Annotated in this window: 8 protein-coding genes; all 8 read left to right on the forward strand. The window is 70.1% G+C overall.

Features of this window, described 5'->3' with window-relative positions; all coding sequences use genetic code 11:
- The first annotated feature begins 34 nt into the window (after positions 1–34).
- The 8 genes from ACRAS8_RS35480 to ACRAS8_RS35515 all read left to right on the forward strand — a co-directional run bounded on the left by ACRAS8_RS35480 (position 35) and on the right by ACRAS8_RS35515 (position 12,904).
- Entirely contained in the window at positions 35–2,872 is a 2,838-nt protein-coding gene (locus tag ACRAS8_RS35480) for a hypothetical protein (RefSeq protein ID WP_438490144.1), read from the forward strand.
- 529 nt (positions 2,873–3,401) lie between these two features.
- Positions 3,402–4,253 carry a papain-like cysteine protease family protein gene (locus ACRAS8_RS35485; RefSeq protein ID WP_438490145.1) on the forward strand — a complete coding sequence of 284 codons (852 nt, stop codon included), beginning with the start codon at positions 3,402–3,404 and terminating at the stop codon, positions 4,251–4,253.
- 14 nt (positions 4,254–4,267) lie between these two features.
- Positions 4,268–5,200: a hypothetical protein gene (locus tag ACRAS8_RS35490; RefSeq protein WP_438490146.1), complete on the forward strand. Its 933-nt coding sequence runs from the start codon at positions 4,268–4,270 to the stop codon at positions 5,198–5,200.
- A 105-nt stretch (positions 5,201–5,305) separates the two neighbouring features.
- Positions 5,306–7,027, forward strand: a complete 1,722-nt coding sequence (locus ACRAS8_RS35495) for a trypsin-like serine peptidase (protein ID WP_438490147.1) — start codon at positions 5,306–5,308, stop codon at positions 7,025–7,027.
- Entirely contained in the window at positions 7,014–9,110 is a 2,097-nt protein-coding gene (locus ACRAS8_RS35500) for a tetratricopeptide repeat protein (RefSeq protein ID WP_438490148.1), read from the forward strand. The genes ACRAS8_RS35495 and ACRAS8_RS35500 overlap by 14 nt, the downstream gene beginning before the upstream one ends.
- A gap of 46 nt (positions 9,111–9,156) precedes the next feature.
- Positions 9,157–10,668 carry a vWA domain-containing protein gene (locus ACRAS8_RS35505; protein ID WP_438490686.1) on the forward strand — a complete coding sequence of 504 codons (1,512 nt, stop codon included), beginning with the start codon at positions 9,157–9,159 and terminating at the stop codon, positions 10,666–10,668.
- Positions 10,665–11,633, forward strand: coding sequence for a hypothetical protein (locus tag ACRAS8_RS35510; RefSeq protein ID WP_438490149.1), 969 nt, complete (start codon positions 10,665–10,667; stop codon positions 11,631–11,633). The genes ACRAS8_RS35505 and ACRAS8_RS35510 overlap by 4 nt, the downstream gene beginning before the upstream one ends.
- Complete coding sequence (locus ACRAS8_RS35515; protein WP_438490150.1) at positions 11,630–12,904, forward strand: extracellular solute-binding protein; 1,275 nt, start codon at positions 11,630–11,632, stop codon at positions 12,902–12,904. Before ACRAS8_RS35510 ends, ACRAS8_RS35515 begins: the two co-directional genes overlap by 4 nt.
- Positions 12,905–12,935 lie beyond the last annotated feature (31 nt).

Here is a 12,935-nt window from a genome sequence, read left to right on the forward strand (position 1 = left end):
CGATCCCCCGCGCCTGTCGCGCAGGTGCGGCTGCATGCTGGCAGTCGCGGCCCTCGCCATCTTCGCGGCAGGGCTCTGGATACGCCTCAGCGTCTCCGGCGTCAACGACGTGGGGCTGCAACTGGCGGGCAGCGCAGGTAAAGCACACGGCATTGTCAAAGGCCGGGCCGCCGACTTCCGCAAGGCACTGACGGCCGACTTCTTCCTCGTCGGGGCGTACACCCTCGGCACGGCGCTCGTGTTCTGGCTGAGCGGCCGCACCATCGCGGTGCGCATCAGACACCGCTCCCTCGTGCGGTACGGGATCGTCGGCGTCCTCGCCGCATGCGTATGTGCCGTGACGGAGAAAGTGCTGCTCCTCCACGGACTGGGCGGCGCGGACTGGCCGTTCGCGTGGGCAGCCGGCTTCGCGACGGTCAAGTGGCTGCTGCTCGTGCTCACCGTGCCCGTCGCGGCGGTCGTGGTCACGATCGTCGTCAAACGGGCCGTGTTCTACGGGTACGCCCAGCGCAGGTACGACAAGGAACGCATGGACGACAGGGAATGCGGAAGCAAGGGCAGAGCCGGCAGTACCGGCTCCGGTCCCCAGGGGCCCGACGTCGTCCCGCCCTGGCCCGTGATGGAGTGGGGCCTGCGCCGCTGGCCGCGCACCGCGCGCAGTGACTCTCCCCGCTCCAGGGCGACGCGATGGGAGAACGGCAGCCGGGTGCCGCCCGGCCGGGAACAGGGCGGGACCGGATTCTGCGTCTCGGGCGGCGGCATCCGCTCGGCCTGCGTCGCCCTGGGCGCGCTGCAGGCCCTCCGCACCCAGCTGTGCGAGGCGCGGTACCTGGTGTCGGTCTCCGGAGGCGGCTACACGACGGGTGCCCTGCAGCTGGCGCTGGCCGGGAAGGGCCGGTACAGGACCGGTCCCGGCAACGTCTTCATGCGCGGCACACCGGAGGAGGACCACACCCGCCGGCACTCGAAGTACGTCGCGGAAGGCACCGGCCAGTGGCTGGCCGCCATCGGCGCGGTACTGCGGGGCCTGCTGGCCTCCCTGGGGCTGCTCACCGCCGCTCTGCTGGTCCTGGGGCTCGCCCTGAGCTGGGGCTACCGTCTCGTTCCGCTGGCGGACCCGACCCGGCCCCCGGTCCTCTGGGGACCCGCGCCGTGGGCCGTCCTGGTCCTGCTCGGCTGCGCCGCCGCGTTCTGGTTCCTCTGGCTGGTGTCCCTGTTCTTCGCCAGGCAGCGCCTGTCGGGCGCTCTGAAGACCGTCTACCTCACGTTCGTGGTGGCGGGCCTGCTGCTGGCCGTCGTGGTGGTCGTCCTCCCCGCCCTGGCCTGGGGGACGAAGCACATATGGAAGCTTCCTGCCCCGGATACCGGGCTGAGCGCCGGCGGCGCCGCGCTGCTCACCTATGTGACCGCGCTGCTCGGCACCACATGGCGGCGCATCGAGTCCGCCGAGCAAGCGGTCGGGTCCGCCAGGCGTTCGCGACTGGTGCGCGCTGTGCCCATCCTCGGCAAGTACCTGCTGGTGTGGGCGGTTCTCGCGGTGGTGGCAGTGGCCTCCCTGCTCGTCCTGGGCGGGACGATCGTCGACGGACGCAGCTGGCCTGCGGCCGTTCAGATCGGCCTGCCCGTCGTCCTCGGGCTGCTCGTGCTGAGCCTCGACCAGACGTGGATGAGCCTTCACCCCTTCTACCGCGCCCGGCTGGCCTCCGCGTTCGCCGTCCGCCGCAGGACCGACCCGGACGGTGAACAGCTCGCGGTCCCCTACAAGTTCGACGAGTCGACACCGCTTCCCTGGTACGACCGGCGGCACCCCGGCTTCCCCCAGGTCATCTTCGCGGCGGCGGCCAACCTGTCCGGCGACGACCGGACACCGCCGGGGCGGCACGCGGTGTCGTTCACGCTGTCGCACGACTACGTCGGCGGCCCGGATGTCGGGTACGCCCGCACGGACGTCCTGTGGAACCGCACCCGGAAAGTCATCCGCAAGGACCTCACCGTCGAGTCCGCCGTCGCCGTCTCCGGCGCGGCCTTCGCGTCGGCCATGGGACGCCAGGCCCGTGCGTTCCAGACGTTGTTCGCGCTCTCCAACGCCCGGCTCGGAACCTGGCTCCCCAACCCCGGTGTGCTGGGCGTCCTCTGGAAGAACGATGCCGACTGGGTCCTGCCCCCGATGCCGGGCATCCGCCGCCTGCCGTACCTGCTGCGGGAGGTGTCCGGCCGCTATCCGATGGACGACCGGATGCTGCTGGTCACCGACGGCGGCCACTACGAGAACCTCGGCCTGGTCGAACTGCTCCGGCACGGTGTCAGGACCGCCGTGTGCGTGGACGCCAGCGGAGGCTCCGGGGTCTTCGCCGCAGCTCTGGGCGAGGCCATCGCGCTGGCCCAGGAGGAGCTCGGCGTCGAGATCAGGTTTGAGCGCAAGGACTGGGAAAAGCTCGTCCCCGGCAGCGCGCCTCCCCTCACACCGCAGCAGAACCCGCCGGGGCCGAGCCTGCCGCCCCTGCCGGGCCTGGCACCGAACCCGCTGGCCGCGCTCAACCTCCGGCTCTCGGCCGCGGCGGTGGTCGAGGGCGAGATCGTCTACCCGCGAGCGCTGGTGGACGAGCACGGCCGAACGCTCGGAACGCGGGGCCGGTTGATCGTCGCCCGGGCCGCGCTGACTGCCGACATGCCCTACGAACTCCTCGCATTCGCCCAAGCCGACCAGGAATTCCCCCACGACGGCACCAGCGACCAATGGTTCGACTGCCGGCGCTTCGACGCCTACCAGGCACTCGGCCGCTGGATCGGCGACCGGGTCGCGGCACTGCTCCCGGTGGAGAGCAGCACGCCCCGAAGCCGGATGCCGTGGTGCCGGAAGTCGGGGCACTGAGCGGCGGGATCCGGTGCATGACGGACCGTGTGCGCTTCCCGGGCACGTTGGCGCCCATGACCTCCACAGCCCCGATTGCCAAATTACCGTTAGGGAAATACCTGCGAGAGCACGCCGGTTGAACGGTTTGATTCACGAATTTCTTCCGATACGCCGTCAACTGGCAAGTGGCGACTGTCAGTAGGGGCTCGCCGTACCTGACGTGACGCCACGAATTGGGCAAAGGCGCCCAGGCTCAGGCAATTCAAGGTCCGGGTAATCGTTCCGGTGCTGTACGTAACTCGGTGGATTCACCAACTACTCCCCAGTATTCATGGGTGTTGACATGGCGTCATTGCGTCGGCGAGTGAGGATGTTGTAGTAATTCTCCTGTGCTTCCCGAGCGCTACGGGCCAGAGAGGTTCCGCTGGTTTACTGCCGCCTGTTGTGGACGGCGGTAAATCGTATGCGCAACGGAATTGGCTGGTAACAGGCCCGCACGCGACGCGAGTCGCGACACATTCCCCCCACACTTCGAAAGAGCCTGTATATGCGCCTTCCCCGCGTCTTGACGCTGTGGAGAACGCTGACGCTGATCGCGTTAACAGCGGTCGCCGCCGGCTTCGTGCTCATCCATGGCAACGCCCAGGCCGGTGTCGTTACCGGCACTGTGACGGGCGGTCAGAGCAACTACCGCAGCATCAACGAAAGGTCGTCGTCCAGTCTTTCCGCCCGCGTCGTCGGTCATGCCGCGGTCGGTAGTACGGTTTCTCTGACCTGCCGGGTCAAGGGCGAGACCGTGGAGAACGACCCCCGGTGGGTCTGGTCGGAATCCGGATCCTTCTACATAGCCAACGCCTTCATCAAGGGCAACACCGACAACCTTCCGGAATGCGGGTCCTCCAGCCCGAAATCCGGCGGGCGTGTGGCACTCACCATAGACATGCAGAAGCAGGTTCAGGACCAGTGGTGCTGGGACGCCAGCGGACTGACCATCGCCAAGTACTGGGGTTACACCAACTACAACCAGCATGACTTCTGCCGGCTCGCGGCCCGGAACAGCAATCTCAGCTGCGACGACCAGCCTGCCACGCTCGACGACATCGCCAACGGCCTGGCCAACATCGGCCTGGGCAACACCGGCTACGACCTCTCCCGCAACGCCTCCTTCCCGGAGGTCGGCAAGGAGATCGACGGCAGCCGCCCCTTCGCCGCCCGTATCGGATGGAACGCCGGCGGTGGCCACATGAACGTCATCTACGGCTATGACCCGTCATCACAGATGATCGCCGTCGGTGACCCCTGGCCCTCCACGCAGACCTACACCTGGTGGAACTACGACGACTACGTCGGCAACTCGTCGTTCCGCTGGACTCATTCACGCGTCGGGATACACAAGTGAGGCGGGCGGCAACCATGCGCGGCAAGAACATTCCCCTGCAACGAATTCCCCTGCAACGCAGTGCTGCTCGTCCGGCGAGCCTGGCGCTCTCCCTCGGAGCGGCGGCTGTCCTGCTCTCCACCGCCTTCTGCGGTCAGGCCCAGGCGGCCGACGGCCCGAATGCTGTCCCCGATTACCAGGGCGCACGCCAAGTGCTGCGGACTCCGCAAGTCCACGACACGGTTTCCCGATTCCTCAGCGCGACGGCGAACGCCGGCGCCGACGGCGGCGCGGGTGCGGCTGCCCCCATGACCCCTGAGGCACGTAACGACCAGCAGGCGTTCAGCTTGAAGGATCCGATACCGCTGTACGAGCTCGCGCCCGGCTTCATCACCGGGAAGGAAAAGCCCACCGCAGGCAATGCGGTACGCCTGTCGCACTTGGCCTCCCTGGCCGACACTGCCGACGGGCACAAGGCCACGGTCTTGCTCTCCGCCCCGGCCAAGGGCGGCGGAAAGAGCGGAAACAGCGACAGCAGGTGGCATCTGGCGGGCGTGCGCGACGGCGACGGTGACCTCACCTACGGACGACAGTCCACGGGCGGCTCCATGGTCTTCGCCGAGCCGCAGATCCATGCCTGGTACCGGCTGAAGAACAACACCGTCGAACCGCTCAACCGGGATGCGGCCTCCGGGCTGCACGGCAAGCGCTCGGTGACGCTCGCCGCCTACCAGAAGTTCGTGCACAGTCGCTACGCGGACAAACAGCCGGGGTCCACGTATGACCGCAAAGGGCTCGCCGGCGGCTACGGCCTGGCAGCCAAGGCACCATCGGACCTGGCATCCAAGGCGGCATCTCCGTCCTTGGCCCCCACGCAACTCGCCAGCTGGGGAGCGACGGCGGTAATGCTTGCCGCCGGCGCCGTCGCGGTATGGCGCCGCAACCGCAGGCGCTCGCAGGCGAGTTGAGTGTCCGCATCGACGTGGGTATTCCGCTTCGAAGCCCAGCCGACCCCAGCTCGTGAACGCTGCGAGGGGAGGGACACCCGCCGGGTTACGCAATACCGTGGGCGCATGGGGCAGCATCACCACAGTGGTAAGCCGTGGCGGGTCAGAGTGGACGACGCGGAGGGAAATCCCCACGGCGCGGGCGTACTGCTCGACGACCGGCACGTCCTCACCTGCGCGCATGTCGTCGAGTTCACCGGGGCCGCACCCGGGGGAAGCATCGACCACCTCCGGATCACCAGTGTGGCCTGCACTCCGGAATGGACCCGCACGGCACGGGTGGCTCCCGGCTCGTGGGTGCACGAAGGCGACACTCAGCGCGGCGACGTGGCACTGCTGCAGCTCGATGAACCGGCCGGCTGCGGTACCCGGACCACCCTCTGGCGGGCGCTCCTCTCCGGCGGCACCGTGAGCGCCTATGGCTTCCCCCAGGCGTCGAGGATGATCGGCATGGGAACGGACGCCGAACTGTCCGGATTCTCCGGCGGCCGGGACGGATGGGGTCTGCTCAACCTCGTCCGTCCCGGCAGCCCCTGGATCGAGCGGGGCTACTCCGGAGCCGGAGTGGTCGTCCGGGACGGAGAGTTCAAGGACCGCGTCATCGGCATCGTGGTGGCGGACTACATCGACGGTGAGGCCCGCGCCGCCTGGATGCTGCCGACCGAGAGCATCGAGGTGCACCTGCCCCAGATCAAGCCGTTCACCGACGGCGGCTGCGTCAACAGGATGCAGCCCCCTGACGAGAAGTGGCCGGACGGCGTGCTGGACGACGCACTGCAGCTGGCCCTGACCCAGGAGCTCACGCGACTGCTCGGCGGGATGTGGGCAGGCACGGCCCTGGTCGGCACCGGCAACGCGACCGGGGCGGGCACCTCCTGGCTCGTGCGCCTGGTGCGCACCGCCGACCCCGCGGCCCGGGCCGGCCTGCCCGACGCCGAACTCACCGGAGAACCGGGGGACACCGTCCTCGGACTCGGGGCGATCGACGCGGCCTACGACGCCCGCGGCAGTACCGTGGCGGAGGTGGCGGGCTACCTCGTGGACCGGTTCGGGCTCGCCGGCGGCGAAGACCGGGACATCGTCCGCCAGTTGCTGCGCCGCCGCCCGCCCGCCTGCCTGGTGGTCGGCAGCATCGACCGGGCCGAGGACCCCGAAAGGCTCATCCGCGATCTGCTGGGCCCGCTGGCCGCCCGCGCCCGATCCCGCGGCCTCCGCCTCGTGCTGGGCTTCGAGCGCAAACCGCCGGCCGACCTGCCCTTCGACGTGTCCCTGGACCCCGAGCCGCTCACCGAGGCCGTACCCGGGGACATGACCACGGAGGAGGCCGAGGAAGCCGTCGGACAACTTGCCGCCGCGGAGGACGCGGCGGCCCGGCTGCAAGCCGAATGGGGGCTGTCGTTCTTCGCCGCGTCGAGGCTGCCGCCCGCCGCCGCGCCCCGCCTGCGGGTGCGTCTGGCCGTCGCCCGGGGCAGCGCACCGGACCCGGAACTCGCCGCGATCCACGCCCACGCGGCCGCGGCCCACGCGGAGGTCACCCGTTACGCCGACGACCTGCGGCGCGCGATCACCGACCTTGCGGACCTGCGCAAGACGCTGGAGCTGCACCGCGTGCGGGCCGCCCGGTACTTCGGCGACGAGGACCGGAAACTCGGCGACCTCTACGCGCCCGCGGCCCGCGCGTTGCAGACCCCGCCGATCGACCTGAAGTCCGCACGGAAACGGGTCAGGTACTACACCGACGAGGTCAACCGCCGCATCGAGGAGGGAGCAGACCGTGCCGAACGGTGAGGCAGCGGAGCACGAACACCGCGCGGCGGACGACGGCTCCCAGGGCGTGCGCACCGGCGTGGCGCACGTACGCCCCGACCCTTGGTACGGCCTGGATCTCGCCGACGCCGGCGGACCACCCGAGGCCGTCGAGGTACCGGCCCCGCAGGCCGGACCGGTCGCCGAGGAACACCGCTACTGCGCCAACTCCGCCTGCAAGCGGCCGGTCGGCCGGGGCCATGGCAGCACACCGGGCCGCACCACCGGCTACTGCCCCCACTGCGGAACCCGGTTCGACTTCACCCAGCCTCACGACCTCACCATCGCCGGACGCTACGACGTCGAGCGCTACCTCGGCTCCGGGGCGTACGGGGCCGCCTACCTCGCCCATGACCGCAATCTCGCCACGGACGTGGTCCTCAAGCGGCTGAACAACAGCGCGGTCGCCGACACCGCGAAGAAGGAACGGAACGTCCTGGTCGGACTGCGGCACGACAGCATCGTCCGCATCCTCGGCTACGAGGCCGAAGGTCCGCACCTGGTGCTGGAGCACATCCCCGGCGTCCCGCTCGCCGCCCGCCCCGGCGACCGACTGGAATACCTGCTCGCCCACGGTCTCCGCATCCTCCAGGCCCTCGACTACCTGCACGCCCGAGGGCTGCTGCACTGCGACGTCAAGCCGGAGAACGTCATCCGGTTCCGGGAGGAGAGCTCCTTCGGGCCGCGCGACCGGGTGCGGCTCATCGACTTCGGCTCGGTGCGGGCCCGCAAGGACAAGGGGCCGGTCACGGAGTACACCAGGCTCTACGCACCGCCCGAGGGCGACCCGGAACGCCTGCACCCCACGCCCGGCTTCGACCTGTACTGCCTGGGCATGACGCTCAAGGAAGTGTGCCGCACCCAGCTGCGGGAACGGACCGCCCCCGGCATCGACTCCCTGCATCTGCTGCTGGACCGTGCCACCGACGACGCCACACCCAGGCGCCGTTTCGTCTCCGCCCGCCAGTTCGGCGAGCAGCTCAGCGGGGTGATCCGGCAGGTCGTCGCCGCACCGCCGACACTGCGTCAAGTGTCCCGGTCCTCCGCACTGTTCGGCTCGATGCCGGAACCCCTGGACGGTGGGTTGGGAGCGGCTCGCCCCCTCGCCCATTGGATCGCGGCGACCTCGAACGAGGACGGCACCCTGACCCTCCCGCCGGCCATCGCGTCACCGCTGTCCCGGACGATCGCGGCGGCACTCCCGACCCCGCTGGCCGACCCGGACGACCGGGAGGTCGCCCCCACTGCCGAAAGCGCCTTGGCCGAGAGCCGGCTCGCCCTCCGCCGGAAGGACGCGGTCCAGGCCGAACTCGCCCTGGGCCGCGCGCAACTGCCCCGATGGCACTGGCTGTTCTGCTGGTACTCCGGCCTGATCGCCCTGACCCGAAGCGACGCGGAGCTGGCCACCACGCACTTCACCACCGTGCGCGCCGCGCTGCCCGGTGAGCTCATCCCGCAGCTCGCGCTCGGCCTGTGCGCCGAGCTGCGGGGCGACCTTGAGGTCGCCCAGGCGCACTACGGCACGGTCTTCGACACCACCCCCGCCCTCGGCGCGGCGGGCTTCGGCCTGGCCCGCGTCCACCTGCTGGCCGGCCGGCGCACGGAAGCCGTGGACACCGCGGAACAGCTGGCACACGAGTTCCGCTACGAACGGGAGGCCCGAGTGGCGGCGGTGCGGCTGCTGGTGACCGTCGCGGGACCGGAGCCCGACGGGAAGGCCGATCCGGGCAGCCCGGCAGCCGGTTCGGCGCACCCAGCCGAACCGACCGAATCCCACCTGGTGCGGGCCCGCGCGGCGCTGGCGGCGCTCGACGCGGACCCCGCCACCGCCGCCACCCTGCAAGCCGAGCTCCAGTACGCGGAATACCTGCATACCCGTGACCGGTTGGCCCTGTCGGAGACCGTACGCCGACTCGCCCCGTACGCCCCCACCGAGCGGGACCACACCGCCCTGGTCGACCTGGCGAACCGGCTGCGCCCCCCGTTGACATGGCGACGCCGCGGACGCCGTAGCGGAACCACCCAATCGCGTTTCGGAGCGGGCACCAAGACGCTACGCTCCTAGCTGCCTCGGACAGCGATGGAGCAGTCAGGTGGTGCCGGTGGGGGACATGACGCCATTAGGGCTGAGCTTCAACATCGAGATGGACGCGTCCTCGGACCTCGCGTTCAACGACGAGCGGGCCGACACCCTGCTCACCATCAGGGCAAGCCCCGCCGCGGACGCGCCCTCCGACGTCCCGATCGCCGAAATCCTGATCATGGACAGGTCGTTGTCCATGGCCGCCGTCGGCAAGCTCAACGAGGCGAAACGCGCGATGTGCGCCGCCATCGACACCCTCCAGGACGGTACGTACCTGGGCATCATCGCCGGCCACCACGAAGCCGAGGTGATCTATCCGGACACCGTCGGCCTCGTTCGCGTCGACGCCGAGGCCAAGGCGGTGGCCAAGCGCCGCGTCATGGGCCAACTCCCCGAAGGCGGCACCGCCATCGGCACCTGGCTGACCCGCGCCAGGGAACTCTTCGACGCGCTGCCGGCCCGCGACACCGTGCGTCACGCGGTGCTCTACACGGACGGCAGGGACGAACACGAGTCGGCCGAGGAGCTGGACAGCGCGCTCGCGATATGCGTCGACCAGTTCGTGTGCCACGCCCGCGGGCTGGGCAACGACTGGAACTACACCGAACTGCTGCGGATTTCCCAGTCGTTGCACGGCAACGCGGACGCGGTCGTCGAAATCTCCGACCTCACCCGGGACTTCACTCACCTCATGGAGGAGGCCCGCAGCATCGTGGTGCCCCGGGTCTACCTCGGTCTGCTCCTGGGGGAGTGGTTCCGGCTGGGCTTCGTCCGCCAGACCGTCCCCGTCGAGGCCGACCTGACCACTCAGCAACAGCTCCACGGCGAAGAGATCCACATCCCGCTGGGCGCCTGGCCGCCGGAGAAACGCCAGTACCACCTCTCGCTCCGCTTCGATCCCGACAAGCTGCCCCTCGACACGCAACTGAGCGCCGCCCGCATCACCCTGCGCGCCGAACGCCCCGACGCCACCCGCACACCCTGTGCCGCCCCCCAGGACCTGCTCGTCCGGCGGCTGGCCGCACGGGACTTTCCGGTCCGACCGCCCGAGAGCCTCACGCACGTCGAGAACCTCCGCGAACTGGGCATGTCGATGCGTGCCTGCGCCGACGCCCAGCTGAGCGGGCGGTATGAGGAGGCAGACCGGGAACTGCGGATCGCCCTCGAACTCGCCGAAGCCCTCGGCGACACCGAACGACTGGAACTGCTGCGTGCCGTCAGCACGACCGGTCCCGACGGCCGGACTCAGGTGCGCCGCGACGCCTCGCGTGGACACATCCAGCAGCTCGGCCTCAGATCGACGCGGACCGCGGCCCGGGACATCGACCCGTTCGCGCGGGAGCCCGGCGGCGGCCCGGTGCAGCGCCGTTGCTCGCGCTGCAAAGCCACGACGACGGCTCCGGAGCCGCGGTTCTGCGAGGAGTGCGGCCATCCGTTCGACAGCGAGGCGGCCCCCGCAGCTCCGGACGATCCGCACGACGCAGCTCCAGACGATCCGCGCGACCAGCCGCCCGGCGACACTCCGGTGGACGCCTCATGACCCAGCTTGTGCCCGATACGGAAACCCCACCGGACACCTCGCCCGGCGGATGGCGGCAACGGCTCCGAACGACCCACCCGACCACGCTGCTGCGCTGGCTCAGAGCGGGAGTCCTGGCCGCGGTGGCGGTCACCGCGCTGCTTCACCTCGTCGTCACGACCCAGGCAGACCGCCAGACAGCCGCTGCCCAACACACCTACGAGGCCATCGACTTCATCAACACGGCACACCGCGAGGCCCGGGACGCGGATGCCGCGCTCACCTCCGTCTTCGAGGCCGACCAGGTTCCCCTCATCGGCACCGGCTCCGCATTCTCCAACCACATCGCCCGCGTCTACACCAACGTCACTTCCGCGACGGAGGGCAACGCCGCAGGCAAACCGGGACTGACCCAGATCCAGTTCGTCCAGGGCCAGTTGACCACGTGTCTGCGCCTGGCCGACGCCGCCGTGCGCGACTACGCCCGCACCGGACAGTACGGCGTCCGGGCCGCCCACCACGCACTCACCGACGACCGGCAGCGGGACCGCGGCACCCAGCGGCCCATCCCGGGCACCGGCGGTCTGACCGCCTCGCTCGACGACCTCCAGGCCACCGAGCAGCACGCACTGGACGAACAGCGCCACTCACGATGGCTGAACCCCGCCTATGTCTGGCCGCTGGTCGCGGGACCGGCAGTCATCATGCTGCTGCTCGTCCTGGCCACCAGCCGCATCCTCGCCCGGCACTTCCGCCGGTACATCGGCCTGCGGCTCCCCCTCGCGCTGTTGGCCACCACGGCGGTCGGCATCGGCACCGGCACGTCCGTCCTCACCGGCCTCGACCAACAGCGCCTGGCACAGCATCCGTTGGTCAGAACCCCGGTGACGTTGACGCTCGCCCTGGCGGCGCTCGCCACCGCGGCCGCCCTCACCTACCTCGCCTACCGGCCCCGCCTCGCCGAATACCGGTTCCCACGGTCATGAACACACTGATCACGCGCCTGACGCGCTGCGCCCTGACCCTCGCGCTGCTCCTGACGGCCGCCGCCTGCGGCGACGGCCAGTCGCCCGACCGGCTGACCGTCATGGTCCCCTGGTCCGGCGCCGAGTTCCAGGCGTTCTACTCGGTGCTCAAGTCCTTCCACGACGACACCGGCATCCAAGTCGACGTGGAGGTCACCCGCGCCCAGGCTCAGCAACTCGACGCCGCGGTGGCCGCCCACGCAACACCCGACCTGGCCGTACTGCCGAGCGTGGGAGCACTGGACCACTATGCCGTGAACGGCCGGCTCCAGCCGCTCGGCGCCGTCACCAAGGACTACCGGGAGCCGTTCCGCGGACTGGCAACCGTCCACGGCAAGGTCTACGCGGTACCCGTCAAAGCCGACGTCAAAAGCCTCATCTGGTACAACCCCGCAGCCACCCGCACACCACCACCCTCGGCACTCCCCGACCTTCAGACCCGCACCCGCCGCAACCTCGGTGCCTGGTGCCTGGGGCTGGCATCCGGCCCGACCTCCGGTTGGCCGGGCGCCGACTGGATCGCCGACCTCCTCCTCGCCGGCAGCGGAACGGGCGGGCAGGGCGGCCGGGGTGACTACGAGAAGTGGCTCTCCGGCAACCTCACATGGAATTCCCCGCAGGTCTCCCGGGCCTGGGAGACCTGGCGCACCCTCGTCACCGACAGCCTCCGCGGCGCCGCCGTCCGCGCCTACGGCGACGCCGCCGGCGGCATGACCGCCCATCGCCCCACCTGCTCCCTCGCCCACGGCAGTCTGTCCGCCATGGGTTTCCCGGACTCCGCCCACGCGGGCACCGCCTACGACTACGTGACCTCGATCCCGGAATCCGCGCGACGACTGGAGGTCTCGGCGGACTACATCGGCATGTTCACCAACAAACCCAGCGCCCAGGCGCTCATCACCTACCTCTCCCGCACCGACGTCCAACGCGACTGGGTCAACAAGCCCGGTGGCTACGCCTTCTCAGCCGACACCGAGGTCACACCCACCCAGTACAACAACCCCGTGCAGCGCCGCATCGCCACCATGCTCCAGCCCCACTCCGGCTACACGCTCTGCTTCAGCGCCGCCGACGCGATGACGCCCGACCTGTCCGCCGCCTTCTACCGAGCCGTCCTCGACTACGCGGCCGGCGACCCGCTGCAACCCCTCCTCCGGAGACTCGACGCAATCCAGCGCTCACAGCGAAGTTCCCCGGCCCCGCCGGGTGGACTCTGCGCCGCCTCAACCTGATCCCCGCATCCCCGCACACCGTCTCACCCTG

It is taken from the genome of Streptomyces sp. S186, from assembly GCF_051603415.1.
Classification (GTDB): Bacteria; Actinomycetota; Actinomycetes; order Streptomycetales; family Streptomycetaceae; genus Streptomyces.

Coding starts and splice junctions, on each gene's coding strand:
- ACRAS8_RS35480 (WP_438490144.1), top strand. CDS start 35: ATGCTGGCAGTCGCGGCCCTCGCCATCTTCGCGGCAGGGCTCTGGATA.
- ACRAS8_RS35485 (WP_438490145.1), top strand. CDS start 3,402: ATGCGCCTTCCCCGCGTCTTGACGCTGTGGAGAACGCTGACGCTGATC.
- ACRAS8_RS35490 (WP_438490146.1), top strand. CDS start 4,268: ATGCGCGGCAAGAACATTCCCCTGCAACGAATTCCCCTGCAACGCAGT.
- ACRAS8_RS35495 (WP_438490147.1), top strand. CDS start 5,306: ATGGGGCAGCATCACCACAGTGGTAAGCCGTGGCGGGTCAGAGTGGAC.
- ACRAS8_RS35505 (WP_438490686.1), top strand. CDS start 9,157: ATGACGCCATTAGGGCTGAGCTTCAACATCGAGATGGACGCGTCCTCG.
- ACRAS8_RS35510 (WP_438490149.1), top strand. CDS start 10,665: ATGACCCAGCTTGTGCCCGATACGGAAACCCCACCGGACACCTCGCCC.
- ACRAS8_RS35515 (WP_438490150.1), top strand. CDS start 11,630: ATGAACACACTGATCACGCGCCTGACGCGCTGCGCCCTGACCCTCGCG.